This is a genomic window from Nitrincola lacisaponensis, assembly GCF_000691225.1.
Lineage (GTDB): Bacteria > Pseudomonadota > Gammaproteobacteria > Pseudomonadales > Balneatricaceae > Nitrincola > Nitrincola lacisaponensis.
Window position 1 is genome coordinate 98,723 of the sequence record NZ_JMSZ01000032.1, and the last position, 17,822, is coordinate 116,544.

Consider the following 17,822-nt stretch of genomic DNA (forward strand, 5'->3'; position numbering starts at 1 on the left):
CCATTCAGTCCTGTTGATCCAGCATATCCAGTGCGACCGCTTCAGCGACTTTGATCCCGTCAATCCCGGCAGACAGGATGCCCCCCGCATAACCGGCACCTTCACCCGCAGGGTAGAGCCCACGAATATTCAGGCTTTGCAGGGTTTCTGCATGCCGGGTAATGCGTACCGGAGAGGATGTCCGTGATTCTATACCTGTCAGCAGCGCATCCTCACGGTCAAAGCCACGAATCTGCTTGCCGAAAGCTGGCAGCGCTTCACGAATCGCCTCAATCACATAGTCAGGCAGCGCTTCGGCCAAATTGCACAACTGAATACCTGGCTGGTAGGAGGGCTGAACTTCGCCCAACGCGGTAGAGGGCTGGTTTTTGATAAAATCACCAACCAACTGAGCCGGAGCATTGTAGTTGCACCCACCCAACTGATACGCCAGGGATTCAAGTTTCTCCTGCAGCTCAACACCCGCCAGTGGTCCGCCGGGAAAGTCCTGCTCGGGGTGGATTCCCACCACGATACCGGCGTTGGCGTTACGTTCTTTCCTTGAGTACTGGCTCATACCGTTGGTGACCACGCGACCCTCTTCAGAGGTCGCCGCAACCACCTGGCCGCCAGGGCACATACAGAAACTGTAGACTGCCCGGCCATTACTGGCATGGTAAACCAGCTTGTAATCCGCTGCGCCCAGGGCGTCATGTCCGGCATATTTACCCAGACGGGCCTGGTTGATCATGGTTTGTGGATGTTCAATCCGGAAGCCAATGGCAAAGGGTTTTGGTTCAATGAAAACACCGTTTCGATGCAGCATGCGGAAGGTGTCCCGGGCGCTATGACCGAGAGCCAGCACGACATGGCGACTGAGCAGCTGGGTACCGTCTTCCAGCACCACGCCCTGTATCTGATCCTGGTCGATCAGCAGGTCACTGACCTTGGATTCAAAGCGGATTTCACCACCCAGCTCAATAATTTCGGCGCGCATTTTGGCAACTACACTGGTCAGGCGGAAGGTGCCGATATGGGGTTTGCTGACATACAGGATGTTATCCGGTGCCCCGGCTTTTACAAACTCCTGCATGACCTTGCGGCCATAGAATTTCGGGTCTTTTACCTGGCTGTAGAGCTTGCCATCAGAGAACAGCCCGGCACCGCCTTCACCAAACTGTACGTTGGATTCTGGAGACAGTACGTGTTGACGCCAGAGTGCCCAGGTGTCCTGAGTCCGTTGACGCACATTCCGGCCACGCTCGAGCACGATTGGACGAAACCCCATTTGCGCCAGAATCATGGCCGCAAACAGGCCGCAGGGGCCAAAGCCGATGACAATCGGGCGCTCCTGCAAACCTTCGGGTGCTGTGGCAACCGGGTGATAGCGTGTGTCCGGTGCAGGCATCACCTGAGAGTCATCCTTGAAGCGAGTCAGGACTGCTTCATCATCTTGCGTGTGCAAATGAATGATGTAGACAAAGGTGATTTCAGTATTCTTTTTACGCGCATCATAGCTGCGCTTGAATACCGTGAAATCCAGCAGTTCTTCACTCTTCAGTGACAAACGTTCAAGAATGGCCTGGCGCAGTGCCGATTCAGGATGATCAAGGGGCAGCGACAGTTGAGTAAGGCGAATCATTCAGGAGTTCCGGGCGGTGGGGATTCATCGTTATCTAAAAGCAGCAGTATACCTGTGACGCCCTTCAAAGTCAGTTGTCGTGAACAGAGCATTGGCCTGCCTTGCGATGACACGTACAATGCCATTTTCAAGACGGTAAAGGTGAAGCAGTAACCATGGCGCGATCAAAAAGCAGCAACCGCTGGTTAGATGAGCATGTCAACGATCCCTATGTGAAACAGGCGCAGGTCGATGGCTATCGTTCCCGGGCCAGCTATAAACTGCTGGGGATCAATGAAAAAGACAAGCTGATTCGTCCCGGCATGCGAGTCCTCGATCTTGGTTCTGCACCGGGTGGCTGGTCGCAGGTGGCCAGCAAACTGGTTGGGGACAAAGGCCAGGTGATTGCTTCAGATATTCTGCCAATGGACAGCCTGGCAGGCGTGACCTTTATTCAGGGTGACTTTACTGAGCAGAGCGTATTTGATGCCATTATGGAAGCCATTGAGGGTGGGGTCATGGATGTGGTTATCTCCGATATGGCGCCGAATATCAGTGGTGTTGCGGCAGCTGATCAGGCGGCCTCCATGTATCTGGTTGAATTAGCGTTGGATATGGCTTGTCAGGTGCTCAAGCCTAAAGGCAGTTTTGTGGCTAAAGTGTTCCATGGTGAAGGTTATGAGGCTTATATCAAAAGTCTGAGAGAGCATTTTGACACAGTGGTTATTCGCAAGCCGGAGGCGTCACGTTCGCGTTCGCGGGAAGTGTTTGTGGTCGCCAAGGGCTTCAAGGGAGGCTGAGTGCCTCCCGTCGGGTCGGTTATACCTCTGCCGTATGACCGGCCAGTGCATCGGGCACCTGGGAACCCTGGAATATTTCAATCCAGTAGCCATCCGGGTCCTGAATAAACGCAATATTCTTCATTTTGCCATCGGCAGGGCGCTTCACAAAAGTAACGCCAAGCGCTTCAAAACGTTCACAGGCGGCAGCCAGGTCAGGTACGGCAAAACCGATATGACCAAAGCCGCGTGGTTCCTGATTGCCATTGTGGTACTGCTGTTCCGGATCAGACTCTGTACCCCAGTTATGCGTCAACTCCAGCATCGCCGGACGACTGAAGGTCTGAACGGTACGTTCAGTGATATCTTTGGACCATTGCTGCAACTGATCGCTGTCAACAGCCGCCAGAAAATACAGGCTGAACTGCATCTCCGGGAAATCCAGACGGCGTACCAGTGTCATTCCCATCACCCGGGTGTAAAAATCCAGTGAGGTTGCCGGGTCTTTGATGCGTAACATTGTCTGATTAAACACAAACCCTTCTGTGGCTGGATCACGTGATTCACACAGGCCCGTTGCCTGCTCAAAATGTCGACTCATGTGTGGGCTCCTTGATGTCTGTTTAAGTAAAGAGTGGGGACGACAGAGTCTGTATTCAACTATCCAGCGAATATTGCGTACCAGCATGGATTTGCCAATGCCGTTATGGCCGACTAGCCCGGTAAGCTGTGCATTCAGGGTGCAGCTGATGTTGGTGAACAGGGTGCGCCCGGTCGGTAACTGGTAACTGAGTCGAACTCTAGACAAGCCTTATCCTGGAATCAAGACACAAAAGGGCAGGTGTGTTCAGCACCCTGTTGGGTGACACACCTGCACAGGCCTGATCAATTTGCAGGCACTATAATAATAGGCCGCATCATAAAGCTGCGGTGCAAAAAGAAGGGATCGCAGTGACAGTCACGTGTTGAGGGTTCCTGAACTTCCGGCCAGAGGTGTACCTGGTCAGTGTGCAGAACCGGGAAACGGTAAGGTTGCTCACCCACCAGTCCATTATTGATTTCAGCAAAGCTGCCCAGTGCAGTAATCATCCGTCCAGGGGCGTAAATTGCCGGATCAATAAAGCCGGGAACCTGTACCTGAAAGCGTCCACCACTGGTATCCGCTTTGATGGGGCGACCACGGCTGTTCAGGGAAAACTCGACAACTTCGATCAGGCTGCTTTGTGCCAGATTGCGGACCTGTGCAATTTCACCGCCCCAGCGGGCTGTTTGATTGTTGGGTTCACTAGTGACTGTTGCCGCAAAAGGCAGTAAGGTCTGCTCCGGTGTGGTGCGCAGGTCATCAGGGGTCGACGCACAACCACCAATGACAAGTATAGAGATGACAAACAGTATGCGGATCATGGCAGAAGTCCCTCCTGTATTTTATCGCAATACTGATAATCATTTATTCTACAGGAAAAACGGCTATGCAATCAGTCTCAATCGATATTATCTCAGACATCGCATGCCCCTGGTGTGCCATAGGTTTTGCGCGCCTGGAGCTGGCAATGCAGCAACTGCAGGAAGAAATGACATTCAATGTGCAGTGGCATGCGTTTGAGCTGAACCCGGATCCAGAAGGTGATGGTGAGCCTATTCTGCAGGCATTGAGTCGAAAATATGGCCGTAGTGCAGATGAAATGGAACGGATACAGTCGCAGATGCAACAAATTGCCGAGCAGTTGGGATTGAATTTCTCGGCATTACAGCAACGCCATACCCGCAATACGTTCGATGCACACAGACTGGTGAAATGGGCTGCAGAGTGGGGCAAACAAACGGAAATGAAAAAGGCCTTGTTTGAGGCCTACTTCGGCTTTGATGCGGTGATCAGTGATATCGATGTTCTGGTAGGATGCGCTGACAGCATCGGCCTGGATGCTCACCTTGCCCGACAGTTGCTCGTCTCCAGTCAATATGCACAGCAGGTGCGGGATGATGAAGCACGTTGGCATGAGCTGGACATTACTTCCGTTCCTGCATTCATTATCAATCAGCAGTATCTGATTTCGGGTGCGCAGGAGCCGGAAGTGCTGGTAAAGAGCTTACGGGAACAAGTTAACAGGATTCAGTATGCAGACATTTGAATGGACAACAGTAGTTTATGTGATTGTGGCGCTGGCGGGTTATCTGCTGGCCGCTTTTTTGTATGGGCGTCACGCCGCCGCCCGGGCATCAGAACAGCGTTTGCAGGATGAAGTCACGGAGCGGAAAAATGAACTGACAGTGCTTGATCAGCAGTTGAGCGATGCCCAGCGACAGTATCATGCGACGGAAAAACAGCTGGAGGGCGCTGGTGCAGATAACCGTGCCCTGAAAGAGCAGGTTCAGGAACTGCGTGATCGCCTGCAGGCAACCAGTGCCGATGCTGTCATGCAATTGAAAGAGTTAAAGCAGGAGCTGTCCAGCCAGCAGGATCGCTATCTTGCCTTGAATAAAGACTATACCGAGCTGAAAACCACGCTTGAGCGCCGGGAAGAGCATTTCCAGGAGCAGTTGAAACAGCTGGGTGAAACACGTCAGTCCTTGACTAAAGAGTTTGAAAACCTCGCCAATAAAATTTTTGAGGAGAAGGGCAGAACCTTCACCCAAACCAGTCAAACCAGCATTGATGGCATGCTCAAACCCTTCCGTGAGCAGATTGAGAGCTTCCAGAAGCGTATTAACGAAGTGCATGATGTTTCGCTTCAGGGAAACAGCACGCTGAATGCCGAGATTAAAAAAGTGCTCGAGATAGGCCTGCAGATGAGTAAAGAGGCCAATAACCTCACGTCTGCCCTGAAAGGTGATTCTCAGCAACGGGGTGCATGGGGAGAGGCGCAGTTACGCCGTACCCTGGAAATGAGCGGACTGGTAGAAGATGCGCATTATGAAGTGCAAAGCGCTTTCAAGGACGCAGAAGGCAAACAGAAGCAGACTGACTATCTGATCAAACTGCCGGATGGCAAGCACATCATCATCGATAGCAAAGTGGCGCTGGTTGCCTATGATCGTGCGATCAGTGCAGAAACACCCGAAGAGTATCAACTTGCGATGGCCGAGCATGTTAAAGCCGTTCGTAAGCATATTGATGACCTGGCTTCCAAGGATTACACCAATCTGGTTGGCATGCGCAGCCCCAGCTTTGTGCTGATGTTTATGCCGGTAGAACCCGCCTATATAGAAGCACTGAAAAGCAATAAAGACCTGTTCGAGTATGGCTACAAGAAAGGCATCGTGCTGGTTTCTCATACGACCCTGATCCCGATTCTGCGTACGGTCTCCAATCTGTGGATGATCGAGCGCAGCAATGCAGAGGCGCGTGAAATCAGTGAAAGAGCCGGTGATATCTTTAATCAGGTCTGTCTGGTTGCTGAGCGTCTTGGCAAGCTGGGTGGTACGCTCAGTACGGTCAGCAACCACTACAACAGCACCGTCAAAGCGCTGGCAGGCCAGCAGGGCCTGTATGGCAAAGTGGATCGTTTCAGTCAGCTGTCCGCCAAAGTCAGCAAGAGTTTACCGCATCTGGAAGCCGTGCACATGGATTTTGAAACTGAACGCCTGGCGTTGATTGCAGAGCCGATTGATGAGCCAGTGGAGCAGAATAATGATATTTGATTTGATGGAGTCTTACTCATTCATATTGGGTGAACGGTCACTTTGAGGCTGTTTTTTTTTTGCATCAAGTACGAAATAACCGTACCCTAAGACAAATGAGTCAACCTGACCAAGTTATCAGTTTGACTCCTTACGGAGAATACTAAGTTAAAGGGATGTAACAACATGACGGCTATCTATTTTTCTGCTCATGCCTGCCACGCTTCTGATCTGATCGATGGAACTGAAGCACAGCGTAATGCAATACGTGCGTATGATGTTTTGATTACCGAATATCGAACCGCAATGCAGCAGTTGGCTCCTGCGGCCCTGCGTGCCAGAAATCGTGGTAGTGCAATCAACAATTCACAGCGGGGTATTACCCTGGCATTAAGAAGCCGGGGAGCCAAAATAGATCCTCGCCTGTTAGTGGCCGATCTTTTTCAGGCGCATACACTAAAACGATTCACACAGTTTATGGCGAAAGGGGCAACACCTTTAGCATTGGCTGCAGATGCAACGATCCGGGCTGGTAAGGTAAAGAGCGTCAGTCAAGCCGATGGTGATTGGCATCGTGAAAGTTATCGGCAGATAAGTGGATTTATAATGGGTGCTATGTTTGGTGGTATTGGTGCTGGTACAGCTGGCTTAGCATTTAAAGGAACGATTACGGGGCTAAGTGTTTTAGGGGGGCCTATTAGTTGGGCATTGATTGGTTGTATTGTTGTGGTAATTGCAGGTGTAGGCTATGCCTCGTCCAAGGCCGGTGGAGGATTAGGCGAAAGAATTGGTGAGATAATTTATAACCTACGATATTGAATGTGCGTGTTGATGATTTTTAGCATATAAAATTGAATGGGATGCTGATTCATGCGTTTATCCGACATTGCTCGTAATTATATATCGGAAGAGTTAATACTTTACTCTGCACTGTTTGTGGCGGTCCCTGTATTCGTATTGATGGTTGCTCTTGCGTTTTCGATTGTACGGATTCACTTTGCAATTAAGCGTGATGAAAAAAAACCACCGGTGCTGCATTTATTAAACCTGACATTTTATTTTGCTGTTTTAGTCAGTTCGCACAAGTCAAGTTTGAAATCATTGGAAAAAGAAAATGCTCTTGGTTTGACAGAGAGATCAGGTGTTTTTTTAACAACGACTCTTGTCTATCCTTATGTGAGGTCTGTAGATCGATTTGTTGCAAGGGCTTGGTTCTTATTAGGCGCTTTATTGATGCTGTGTGCTGTGCTTCACTGGTGGCTCTATTAAGGATTGATAGTTACCAGTTGTGCATGCAGATATGAATTAATACGCTTTAATAAACATATGTTTATCAAAATTTTAGAATACAATCTAATGTTGTTTGGATAGATCGAAAGGGTATTTCAGAAAAGTGGTCGGAGTGGAGGGATTCGAACCCCCGACCCTCTGGTCCCAAACCAGATGCGCTACCAAACTGCGCTACACTCCGACATATCTGCATTGTGGCTCCCCGAGCTGGACTCGAACCAGCGACCAATAGATTAACAGTCTACTGCTCTACCAACTGAGCTATCGGGGAATCGCTCAACTCAGGCCGCGTATATTAATGATCAGAGGGGTGGTCGTCAACACTCAATGCAAAAAAATTATCATTTTTTTGTTGTGCCTGACTACAGTATAATCTTTGATCAATCAATAAGATGAAGCCGTAACGACTGTGATGGGCAGTTTATGCGGCCCGATTTGCCCTTGGGAGAGTATGAATGACGCAGATTCTTGGAAAAGATGCGCCACTGGAAGAGTCTATCGAGCGAATGACCTCCGCGCTGCAGGCACTGGGGTTCGAGATAGCAGAAACCCACTGGCTGAATCCGCTTCCTCATGTCTGGTCGGTACATATTCATGATCGTCACTGTCCACTCTTCTATACCAGTGGCAAAGGTTCGACCCGTGAAGCCGCCCTGGCCAGCGCGCTGGGTGAGTTTATCGAGCGGTTGAGTACCAATTACTTCTTTGCTGACTACTTTCTGGGATCCCGGATCGCCAGTGGTGAGTTTGTGCATTACCCGCAGGAGCGCTGGTTTCCGGTCAAAAGTGCAGACTGGCCAGAGGGTTTGCTTGATGAAGGAACACGTAACCATTATGACCTGAATAACGAAATCCACCCGGAAGCGCTGATTGATCTGAATTCAGGCCATGCTGCACGTGGAATCTGCGCACTGCCTTTCGTCAAGCAGCGTACGCGTGAAACTGTCTGGTTCCCGGTGAATATCATCGGTAATCTCTACGACTGCAACGGCATGGCTGCGGGTAACACTATCTGGGAAGCGCGTGTGCAGGCCTTGTCGGAAATTTTCGAGCGTCATATCAAGAACACCATTATCTCCTCAGGGATCAGCCTGCCGTTGATTCCTGAATCGGAAATTGCCAAGCATCCCAAAGTGAAGGCATCTATCCGCGCGTTGCGCAGCAAGGGATTTGTAGTGGAGGTGCGCGATGCCTCTCTGGGCGGCAAGTTTCCGCTGGTCAATGTCACCCTGATCAATCCGGAGGATGGCGGTTGTTATGCCTCATTTGGTGCGCACCCGAAATTTGCCATGGCTCTGGAGCGTGCGATTACGCAGATGTTGCAGGGACGTGAACTGGACCAGTTGCAGGACTTTCCGATTCCGACACTGGATATCGAAGAAGCCGCAGATCCGGATAACCTGGTCACCCATTTTGTTGACTCCAGTGGTGTGGTGGCCTGGGATATGTTCTCGGCAACAACCGATTATCCTTATACGCCCTGGAATATCGAAGGGGATACGCAGGCCGAGTTTGAAGAGCTGTGTTTCCGCATTCATCGCGTTGATATGGATATCTATATTGCCGACTATGAACACCTGGGTATCTATACCTGCCGTATTCTGGTGCCGGGTATGTCTGAAGTCTATCCCGTGGATGAGCTGATCTGGCACAACAACAGTGCAGCCACGCCCTTACGTCCGGCCTTGCTGGCGCTCAGTGATCTGGATCAGGAAGGCTGTGCCGATCTGCTGGATGCGCTGGACGATGCCGGCTTTGAAGAACCGCAACTGGTGGCTGAACTGATAGGTGTGGTGCCGGATTCCGGTACGGTCTGGTCCTGGTTGCGTGTGGGTGAGCTGAAAATGCGTTTGGCACTGGCATCCGGTGATCGTCAATCAGGTCTGGAACTCTGTGAGTGGGTGCTGGGCTTCGCTCATATTCCGGCACATGCCCTGAAAACCTATCGCTGTTTGCATCAGGTGCTGTCTGTTGAGCTGGATGAAACGCGGGAGCTGGATGACTTCCTGCCAGTGTTTGAGCGTATCTATGGAACAGACACGCTGGTGCGGGTACAGGGCTTTTTGCAGGGCGAAGGGCTGTTTGACGATTTCGGCACGCATGATGAATCGCTGAAAGGCTTTATCAGTCATCAGAAAATGCTGGATGCCTACGCACGCCTTCAAGTGGCAATGAAAGGTTAGGAACCCGACCAAAATTCCGCTAGAATCAGCCCTTGGGTTGTCAGCTCCGAACAGGGGCTGTCAGTTGATAAATCAGGGATCTGCATGCTCTTCAATAAATTACCCGATGCCATATTCTTGCCATTATCCGGCCAGAATCGCCAGATATATCAGGTGGTTCTGCTGGAACTGGCCGATCTGTTCTTTGATGAAGATCTCATCGATCCATTTATCCCGCGTGATCTGGTGCGTTCCAGTATTGAGAATGCGGTGGTACGTATAGGGGTTCGACGCTGGGAAGCCGAAGGCGATGACGACGCCGAGCCACCACGTTCCAGTGCAGACTACACTAACCGTATATACCGGCGCCTGGTCGAATGTGGCTGGCTTGAAGAAGAACAGCGCATCTATCGACAATATGTGCTGCTGTCGCCTTCAGTCAGTTACATGCTGCGTGCGCTGGTCTCGATTGCGCGGTTGGAAAAGCGCAGTTATGGTGGTGCGGTACTGAACGTACTCAGCTCACTGGAAGCCGCCATTAATGACCCGGTGGGTCGAGGTATTACGCTGGCTGAGGCCGCTCAGACGGCAGCAGAGTTCAGCGCCCACCTGACCGATATGCTGCTGGGTCTGCGTGAGATGAAGATTACCCTGTCAGAGAGCAAAAACCCGCAGGAGATTGTGCGTGGTTTCTTTGACAGGTTTGTAGAGCAGATTCTGGTATCTGACTATAAAACGCTGAAGACCCGCAATAACCCGTTCCGCTACCGGCGCCAGATTATCTCCATGCTGCGTGACTTGCAGTTTGATCTGTTGCGTATCGAGCAGCTCAGCCAGCACTATCAGTTGCAGTACGAGCTGGACTACGACAGCGCTGAAGCCATGGTGCATCAGCATATCAACCGTATTATCCGTATTTTTGAATCAGTTGATCAGCGCCTGGCTGCGATTGATGATTTCCGCTACCAGCTGGAAAAACGTGTGGCGGATACCGTTCGCTACATGGACAAGACCACGCCAGGTATGGCGGCGCGTCTGTCTCGACTGATTGCCGAGCTGGGGCAGCGAAAGCGTGGCAAATTGCCGTTACCCAAAACACTGGAAGAGGTGGCCTTTATTTCGCCGTCCAGTGTGCGTTCGCCAATACGTCGTCGGGTTGAAGCCAAACCGCGTGTTATTACCCGAACCAGCATCGATCCGAAAGTGCTGGAACTGCGCCGCCTGTTCAAGGAATACAAAGAGCGCCGGGAAGTAAAAATTGATCGAATCGAAGCCTATCTGTCACGTCACTTTGATGGACGACAGACACTGAAGGCCACCGAGTTTTCGATCGACTCGGTAGAAGACTATATCTGTTTCAGTTACATCCGCCATCTGCCGTCGCTGGGTAAGAAAGCCCGCCAGGTGGCCAGCCAGTACCGCATTGAGTTTGATGATACCTATGTGTGTGTCGCCGATGTGGTGGAGTGTCGTGGTTTTGAAATTCACAGGAATTCATGATGTTAGGTGATCTGCAAAAAGCATTGTCGCGTGCCGAAAAATATGAGGCCGAAGACTTTACACGTGCTGCCAACCTGTTGCTGGTCAGCCAGTTTCTCTATGCTGACCGACCCTTGCATCGCGACAGTTATTTTTTGATTTCTGCGCATGTTGATTACTTTCGCAATCTGTTTGAGGCGATTGGCTGGAGTCTGATCTATCAGCCGGATGAGGCCTACCTGGGTGTGGTTCCTCAGGGTGATGAGCGGGTGCTGAAGCTGCGTCTGGATGAATCCTTGCTGCTGCTGTGTTTGCGACAGATGTACGAACAAAAGCTGGAAGAGTTCGAAATCCAGGATGGTAAAGCGTTTATAACCACCGATGCCTTGCTGCGTTTGTATGAAAACCTGACCGGCAAAGAGATTCCCAACGAAACCCGCATGAAGGAAATACTGTCGCTGTTTACGCGCCACGGCATTGTGGAGCGCGGCAAGGCGGATGAAACCGATCCCAAGAATATACCGTTAAAAATCAGCCCGGTGATACGTCAGGTAGTGGTTGAGGACTATATCGGTCAGCTGGAAGCTCTGTGTGATATCGATTCCAGTGATGATCTGTCAGATGACACGGCAGATGCTGAGCCCGAGGTAGAAGATACCTCTGCTGCAAGTGCCAGCACTGAGACCGACACAGGTACGAAGGAGAACAGCCATGAAACAGCTTAATCGCATTGTGCTGGTGAACTGGTACGTACTGGGTGCGATCGAAATTCCGATCAAAGGAAATGTTGCCATTGTCGGCCCGAACGGTTCGGGTAAATCTTCACTGCTGGATGCGATTCAGACCATTCTGATGGGCGGCCACAAGCGCAACCTCAGCTTCAACGCGTCAGCCGGAGAGAAATCCGAGCGTTCGCTGCGGACTTACTGCCTGGGTTTCCTCGATGATCTCGGCAAAAAGGTCAATGCGCGTGAAGACTCGCTGACCTATATGGCATTGAGCTTCTTCGATACGGAAACAGCCAAGGAAAGCTGCGTCGGTATCGCCATCAGTGCATCCACAGCCAGTGCAGATGAAGATATTCTGGGCCGTTTTATTCTGCCGGACTTCTCCGTGACCCTGGATGACTTTTCTGTCAAACAGGGTGAAGGGCGGATGCCCAAGCCCTGGCCGGAAGTGCGTGAAAACCTGCTGAAGCAGTGTCCGGATATGGTGCTGGAAAAACGTGCCAGCCGTTTTGTCAAAGAAATGGTGACGCACCTGAGCCATGATGCCCAGATGCCGAATGATGATGAAAAGTTCGTCAAAAACTTCAAGAATGCACTGAAATTTGTGCCGATTGACAGCCCAACCCGCTTCATTCGTGAGTTTGTACTCGACGAAAATATTGTTCATGTTGGTGCTTTCCGTAAATCGCTGGATGAATATCGGGCGATGGAGCAGAAGACCCGGGAAGTGGCGAACCGTATCGCTGAGCTGGAAAAGGTTCAGGAGCTGTGTCAGGGCATTGCGCGTAACGTCAAAAACTCGGTTGAGTATGAATGGGTCGTTCACGAAGGCCGTTTTGAGCATGCGGACCTGAAGAAAGAGGAAGCGGCAGAGCGGCTGGAAAGTTTCACCGAACAGGAATCGACGCTGCAGGCAGAACTGGAAGCCAACAGTGAAGCGTTGAACAACACCCTGCAGGATCTGGCAAATGCCCGTGCTGAACTGAATAACACTGATTCGGCACACAAGGTGAATGCGCTGGAGTCGCGTATTGCCGCACGACAGCATGAAGTATCGGTTGTGCGTGAAAAGATCCAGCAGGTATATAACCTGATGCGCACCACTGTCGGCTTTTCCGAGCAGATGGCAGTGCTGCCGGACAACTTCCGTCCTGTCGTAGAGCAGTCGGTACAGCTCTGGCGCTCGGGTGAGAATACCCTGAGCGGTATGTGGCCGGAGTCCCCTGTCGAGGTGGATAACGCACTGGGCAAGCTGCGGGAAATGGTTGATCCGGTTCGCAAGGCGATTGCACGACGTTATGAAGAGTCCGTGATTCGCATCAATGAGCTGCGTACCCAGATACAGAGCCAGAAAAGTGCCGTTGAACAGCTGCAGCAAGGCCGCGCGCCGGTTCGTCATGCCACACGGGAACTGATCAGCCTGCTGCAGGAGTATGGTATTGAATCGACGCCTATTTGTGAGCTGGTCGATATTACCGAAGACAAGTGGCGTATTGCCATTGAATCTTTCCTGGGCGCACGTCGCGAGGCATTGGTGGTTTCGCCAGACCGCGTCAAGGAAGCGATCACACTTTACCGTCGTAAAGGCCGCCACCTGAAAGGCTGCCGAATTATCAACACCACCAAAACCGATGAGTGGCTGAATCGGGCCAAACGTGGCACGCTGGTGGAATTTATTGAAACTGACAACGAGCATGCCCGCGCCTACATGAACCGCGCGCTGGGCGGTGTCATGGCTGTCGAAACTGAAAATGAACTGCTGCGTCATGAACGCGCATTGACCTACGACTGCATGCTGCAGTCTGAAGGTTCGACCACGGCAATCAATGAACTCAGCCCGATCATGGGTATCCGGCGCCGTGGTGATCAGCTGGCCCAGCAGGGCAAGCAGGTCGATGAAATGATTGCGGAGTTCACCACGCTGGGCAAGCAGCATGAAACCCTGGAGAAGTTGCGTGATGCGCTGATTCAGTTAGGTTCAGGGCTGTTGCAGGTTAATGAGCGGGTGTTTGATCTGGTTAACCAGCGCGACCAGCTCAACAGCGAAATTGAAGGCTATCATCAGGCGATTGTGGATATGCGCAATCACGATGATTCCGGTATTCAGACCCGTATTGCGGAACTGGCCGAGCAGCAGAAAACCACGGAAGCACGTCAAAAGTCGCTGATGGACAAGCTGCAGAAAGTCCGTACTGGCATGATCAAGGATAATGCCTCACTCGAAGTGCTGGACCGTGAGTTGTCCGAGCATGCGCAGGCACGCAGCCGTTGTGAGGAAAATCCCAACTTTGATGCACAGTCTGCCCAGGAAAAACGTGATTACCTGGATGAGAGTTGTGACGGTGAACTGGAGCGTGTGATTTTTGAAGCGGCAAAAAAAGCTCAAAGCGAGCTGCAGCTGCATGAGAAAAAGAAAAATGCAGTCCGTGACGCGGTTGCCCAGTACAAGGCACGTTACCATGGCGGTGGCATGACCCATCAGGGACTGGATAACATCAGTGCCGACTCCACTCATGAGGATCTGGAGCGTTACGTTAACGAAACCGTGACAGCCTTGCAGGAATCGGAACTGGCGCTTTACACCCAGAAAGCCGAGCGGGCGCGTCTGGAAGCGGAAACGGCATTCCGTTCTGACTTTGTTGCGCATCTGAATGATCAGATCGACAAGATCAAAGAACTGATCCGTGAGCTGAACAGCCATCTGAAGAACCGTCCATTCCACAAGGAAATGTACAGTTTCGAGATGATGCCCAACCCGGAACTGAAAGATATTCTGGAGCTGGTAGAAGCCTATACGCGCATGGATCAGGCGAATGTGGGTTCACTGTTTGACATTCACCATGAGCAGGATTCGGGTCACCGTGATGCGCTGGCCAAGATTCACGAAGTACTGAAAAACGAAGGCGAAAGCACGCTGTTGCAGGACTATCGTAACTTCTACAACTTCGAGCTGGTGGTGAAAGACCTTCAGGGTAATCGCAAAACCACCCTGACCCAGCGTATCAAAACCGGCTCCGGTGGTGAGCATCAGGTGCCTTTCTATGTTGCCATGGCAGCAGCGCTGGGTGCCACCTATCGCCTGAAAGAGGGCAGTGATGGCAAACCGGTGGGGGGCATGAGCCTGTCAGTGTTTGACGAGGCCTTTAACAAACTGGACTCTGAAAACACCGTGACCTCGCTCGGCTTTATGACCGACCTGGGTCTGCAGACCATCATCGCTGCACCGGATGAGAAGTACTCGCTGCTCAGCTCCTGTATGGATACCATCATCAACGTATGCCGTGATGGCCGAGTGGTGGATCTGGATGTGGAGTTTCCGACCGAAAAAGGCAAGCAGCTGCTGGCCTCCGACCATCCTTACAAAATGATGGCTGCGGCAGAGGAAATCGAAGCAGAAGCGGAAGCCTTGTTGTAACCTCCGGTTTACTTGAGGAAATCCTGCAGGGCGGCAAGCCCTGCAGGGTCACAACTGAAGCGCTGTTGCTGCACACCGACAGCGGTTCCCTGCAAGGGGGAATCGGTTAACAGATTGCAGCCATCGAGCCAGCCGTCCGGTGCATTGATTACCACAAAATCATCTCCCATCACCCGAAAAAGCATAGCTCCAGAGCAGCGTTTTTCCAGCCATTGAGCAAAGTCTTTCAGCAGCTGATTACCTGCATGCCATCCATGCCGATGGTTAAATTCTGCAAATCCCTGCAGCAATAGTATTTGCAGCGATTGAAAGTGGACATGCATGTCTCGTTGCAACATGAATCTCAGATACTCAGCGTTATACAGCCCTGTCAGCTGATCATTGAAAAAGTAGGCAAAACGCTGGCGTTCCAGATCTGAGTCAGGCAGTTGCTCGGCCTGGTACAGGTTTTCCAGATCCAGATCTTTCAAGACAGTAACAGCGGCATCGACGACTTCCGGATCATAGTGGCTACCGGCCAGCTGTTGCAGTTCCTGCAAGGCATTGTCGACTGACTTGCGGGGCTTGTAGATACGATTGGATGTCATGGCATCAAAGGAATCGGCCACGGCCATAATACGTGCCGGCAATGGAATATCTCCATTTCTGAGTCCCTGAGGATAGCCACTGCCATCCAGACGTTCATGATGATGGCGCATCAGCTCAGCCAGATCACGATACATCTTGATTGCAGAGAGGGTTTCATAGCCGACGGTAACATGCTGTTTAATTAACTCATATTCCAGCGGTGTCAGACTACCGGGCTTGAGCAGCACAGCATCCGGAATAATAATCTTGCCAATATCATGCAGGGTGGATGCTTTAACCAGTTGCTGCACCTGCTCTTCTGGCAGCTGCATTTTCCGGGCGATCAGCTCGGCATACTGAGCGACCCGACGGGTATGACCGGCTGTGTAGGTGTCACGTTTTTCAATCATGTCCACCATCGCCTGAATGGTTTCTTCATAATTGCGAATTCGTGATGCCTCCGCCTGTTCACTTTCTTCCCGATGCATGAAGGCATGCATGGCAAACCCGAGATCGCCCGCCAATTGATCGAGCATGTCTATTTCATCTTCATCAAAACCCTCGGGCCGATGGGTATACACACAGAGCATGCTGTCAGCACTTGAAAAGGCATCGGACCTGAGCGGCAACAGGACAGCAGATGTCAGTGCCAGACTGCTCAGGTTCTGATCAGAAAACTGTTCGGGTGACAGACGTGTCAGGCTGTTAGACTCAATCGCGTGTTGAATCTGGGCCAGTACTTCAGGTGCCTGAGTCAGTGCAACCAATTGCTCAGTCGAGCCATAAGAACTGACCAGGCGTTCAATACACTTGCCCTGCTCAGTTGTGCGTAACATCGCAACCCAGGCAAAGCGATACTCCGGGTGGGAAACCAGACGATCACAGGCAGACTTGAGCATCTCCAGCCGATGGGTCGAGGTGATAATGATCTGGTTCACATCCGCCACTGTTTGCACAATACTGCGCAGGTACTGCTCTCGATCCAGCAGACCTTCAATCTGTGATGTGCGCTCAGACACACGGGCTTCCAGTACGTTGTTCAGCTCACCAAGTGCGTGCTGCTGTATCTGCAGGCGACGATTAATATGTATGACGTATGCCAGCACAGCCAAACCGGTTATGGATGCCAGTAGCACCAGCAACACATAGAGCGCGTAGTGACGCAGGGTGTCGGCCAGAGTCAGATTGTTCAGGTAGGCATAGGGTTCCAGTTTCAGTTCACGCAGCAGCTCGTGAACCGGTTGATAATTTTGTGGCAGTCCCCAGCCGGCACCATCCGGTGAATGCTGATTGAGCAGATGCTCGGGTTGGGTGAACAGTGTCATGGCAACACTCAGGGCAAGACTGTCGGAAATATGAGGCAGCTTGGCCATTGGCCACTCAGGATAAAGCGTGGTGCTCAAGCGATACGGAAAGCCACTCAAGTGACGCTCGGACAGCACAAAAAAATCGCTTTGCTGCAAACTGCCTTCCAGCTCCATCTGCTCCAGAGTGCCTGTGCGAACAAAACCGGCATCTGCTTCGCCCCTCAGCACTGCCAGAGCAACGGCGTCATGGGTGTGCAGAAATGTCAGTGAACGGAAAGATCCGGGGGCAATTCCCTGGCGTTGCAGTTCGCGCAAACCTGTCTGCCAGCCGCCAAATGACGTTTCATCGACGGCTGCAACACGTTTCCCTTTGAGGTCATTCAGTTGTCGTAATTGTGAATTATCGACACGTGAAAAAATCACGCCACCAAAATGGTTCACCGCTATTCCATCAGGCGTGCGGGTATAGAGCGTGGCTATGGCATTGGCGCCATAGAGTTTTTCCAGATAAACAAAAATGGACGAGTTCGCAATGATGAAGTCCACATTGCGTTGCCGTATGGCCAGGTTGATCTGATCAAATCCCAGTGGAACCAGCTGGAACTCATGTTCCGGCAACTGCTGATTCAGATGATCCAGCATTCCTTGCCAGGTGGCCATGGCCTTGTCATCGCCCCTCAGGCTGAGTACCCCTATACGCACTGTATCTGCCTGGGCAGGAAGTGCAAAGCTGGCGCTGATAAGGCTGCACAGTAGTATTGCGAGCAGATAAAAACGAGATAGCTGATGTCCCGCATGTACACAGAATCGCTTTAACATCCCGGCAGACCTTAGACCGAAGTCATTCAGAGGTGAGTCACTGGCTGTCAGTATAAAG

Annotated in this window: 13 protein-coding genes and 2 tRNA genes; 9 read left to right on the top strand and 6 right to left on the bottom strand. The window is 51.5% G+C overall.

Annotation, left to right across the window (positions count from 1 at the left end):
- Nucleotides 1-4: 4 nt before the first annotated feature.
- On the bottom strand, nt 5-1,621 hold the full coding sequence (locus ADINL_RS10525; protein ID WP_036547555.1) for an NAD(P)/FAD-dependent oxidoreductase: 1,617 nt from the start codon (nt 1,619-1,621) through the stop codon (nt 5-7).
- A gap of 155 nt (nt 1,622-1,776) precedes the next feature.
- On the opposite strand from ADINL_RS10525, the gene rlmE reads away from it, so the two are divergent.
- The gene (gene rlmE / locus ADINL_RS10530) at nt 1,777-2,400 is read left to right on the top strand and encodes a 23S rRNA (uridine(2552)-2'-O)-methyltransferase RlmE (protein WP_036547557.1); all 624 of its coding nucleotides are present in this window, start codon (nt 1,777-1,779) and stop codon (nt 2,398-2,400) included.
- A gap of 19 nt (nt 2,401-2,419) precedes the next feature.
- Here rlmE and gloA read toward each other — a convergent pair whose 3' ends face one another.
- On the bottom strand, nt 2,420-3,187 hold the full coding sequence (gene gloA, locus ADINL_RS10535) for a lactoylglutathione lyase (RefSeq protein WP_338036394.1): 768 nt from the start codon (nt 3,185-3,187) through the stop codon (nt 2,420-2,422).
- 77 nt (nt 3,188-3,264) lie between these two features.
- Complete coding sequence (locus ADINL_RS10540) at nt 3,265-3,783, bottom strand: Slp family lipoprotein (RefSeq protein ID WP_051632721.1); 519 nt, start codon at nt 3,781-3,783, stop codon at nt 3,265-3,267.
- 65 nt (nt 3,784-3,848) lie between these two features.
- Between ADINL_RS10540 and ADINL_RS10545 the strand changes: the two genes are divergently transcribed.
- The 4 genes from ADINL_RS10545 (at nt 3,849) to ADINL_RS16370 (ending at nt 7,266) form a co-directional block, all read left to right on the top strand.
- Complete coding sequence (locus ADINL_RS10545; RefSeq protein WP_036547563.1) at nt 3,849-4,508, top strand: DsbA family oxidoreductase; 660 nt, start codon at nt 3,849-3,851, stop codon at nt 4,506-4,508.
- Nucleotides 4,495-6,018, top strand: a complete 1,524-nt coding sequence (locus tag ADINL_RS10550) for a DNA recombination protein RmuC (protein ID WP_036547566.1) — start codon at nt 4,495-4,497, stop codon at nt 6,016-6,018. The genes ADINL_RS10545 and ADINL_RS10550 overlap by 14 nt, the downstream gene beginning before the upstream one ends.
- 165 nt (nt 6,019-6,183) lie before the next feature.
- Nucleotides 6,184-6,816: a hypothetical protein gene (locus ADINL_RS10555; protein ID WP_036547569.1), complete on the top strand. Its 633-nt coding sequence runs from the start codon at nt 6,184-6,186 to the stop codon at nt 6,814-6,816.
- Nucleotides 6,817-6,867: 51 nt separating this feature from the next.
- Nucleotides 6,868-7,266, top strand: a complete 399-nt coding sequence (locus tag ADINL_RS16370) for a hypothetical protein (RefSeq protein WP_152547663.1) — start codon at nt 6,868-6,870, stop codon at nt 7,264-7,266.
- Between the two features lie 125 nt (nt 7,267-7,391).
- Here the strand turns inward: ADINL_RS16370 and ADINL_RS10560 are convergent.
- A tRNA-Pro gene (locus ADINL_RS10560) sits at nt 7,392-7,468 on the bottom strand.
- 14 nt (nt 7,469-7,482) lie between these two features.
- Nucleotides 7,483-7,558, bottom strand: a tRNA-Asn gene (locus ADINL_RS10565).
- Between the two features lie 184 nt (nt 7,559-7,742).
- On the opposite strand from ADINL_RS10565, the gene ycaO reads away from it, so the two are divergent.
- The 4 genes from ycaO (at nt 7,743) to ADINL_RS10585 (ending at nt 15,071) form a co-directional block, all read left to right on the top strand.
- Entirely contained in the window at nt 7,743-9,470 is a 1,728-nt protein-coding gene (ycaO, locus tag ADINL_RS10570; RefSeq protein WP_036547571.1) for a 30S ribosomal protein S12 methylthiotransferase accessory factor YcaO, read from the top strand.
- Nucleotides 9,471-9,554: 84 nt separating this feature from the next.
- Entirely contained in the window at nt 9,555-10,949 is a 1,395-nt protein-coding gene (locus ADINL_RS10575; protein ID WP_036547574.1) for a Wadjet anti-phage system protein JetA family protein, read from the top strand.
- A complete protein-coding gene (locus ADINL_RS10580; RefSeq protein ID WP_036547577.1) occupies nt 10,949-11,653 on the top strand; it encodes a DUF4194 domain-containing protein in 705 nt (234 codons plus the stop codon). Before ADINL_RS10575 ends, ADINL_RS10580 begins: the two co-directional genes overlap by 1 nt.
- A complete protein-coding gene (locus ADINL_RS10585) occupies nt 11,640-15,071 on the top strand; it encodes an SbcC/MukB-like Walker B domain-containing protein (RefSeq protein ID WP_036547580.1) in 3,432 nt (1,143 codons plus the stop codon). Before ADINL_RS10580 ends, ADINL_RS10585 begins: the two co-directional genes overlap by 14 nt.
- Before the next feature lie 8 nt (nt 15,072-15,079).
- On the opposite strand, the gene ADINL_RS16005 is transcribed toward ADINL_RS10585, so the two are convergent.
- Nucleotides 15,080-17,764, bottom strand: coding sequence for an HD domain-containing phosphohydrolase (locus ADINL_RS16005; protein ID WP_051632722.1), 2,685 nt, complete (start codon nt 17,762-17,764; stop codon nt 15,080-15,082).
- Between the last annotated feature and the right edge of the window lie 58 nt (nt 17,765-17,822).

Bases quoted from the DNA above. Each gene is read 5' to 3' on its own strand.
- ADINL_RS10525 (WP_036547555.1), bottom strand. From the start codon at position 1,621: ATGATTCGCCTTACTCAACTGTCGCTGCCCCTTGATCATCCTGAATCG.
- rlmE (WP_036547557.1), top strand. From the start codon at position 1,777: ATGGCGCGATCAAAAAGCAGCAACCGCTGGTTAGATGAGCATGTCAAC.
- ADINL_RS10540 (WP_051632721.1), bottom strand. From the start codon at position 3,783: ATGATCCGCATACTGTTTGTCATCTCTATACTTGTCATTGGTGGTTGT.
- ADINL_RS10545 (WP_036547563.1), top strand. From the start codon at position 3,849: ATGCAATCAGTCTCAATCGATATTATCTCAGACATCGCATGCCCCTGG.
- ADINL_RS10550 (WP_036547566.1), top strand. From the start codon at position 4,495: ATGCAGACATTTGAATGGACAACAGTAGTTTATGTGATTGTGGCGCTG.
- ADINL_RS10555 (WP_036547569.1), top strand. From the start codon at position 6,184: ATGACGGCTATCTATTTTTCTGCTCATGCCTGCCACGCTTCTGATCTG.
- ADINL_RS16370 (WP_152547663.1), top strand. From the start codon at position 6,868: ATGCGTTTATCCGACATTGCTCGTAATTATATATCGGAAGAGTTAATA.
- ycaO (WP_036547571.1), top strand. From the start codon at position 7,743: ATGACGCAGATTCTTGGAAAAGATGCGCCACTGGAAGAGTCTATCGAG.
- ADINL_RS10575 (WP_036547574.1), top strand. From the start codon at position 9,555: ATGCTCTTCAATAAATTACCCGATGCCATATTCTTGCCATTATCCGGC.
- ADINL_RS10580 (WP_036547577.1), top strand. From the start codon at position 10,949: ATGTTAGGTGATCTGCAAAAAGCATTGTCGCGTGCCGAAAAATATGAG.
- ADINL_RS10585 (WP_036547580.1), top strand. From the start codon at position 11,640: ATGAAACAGCTTAATCGCATTGTGCTGGTGAACTGGTACGTACTGGGT.
- ADINL_RS16005 (WP_051632722.1), bottom strand. From the start codon at position 17,764: ATGTTAAAGCGATTCTGTGTACATGCGGGACATCAGCTATCTCGTTTT.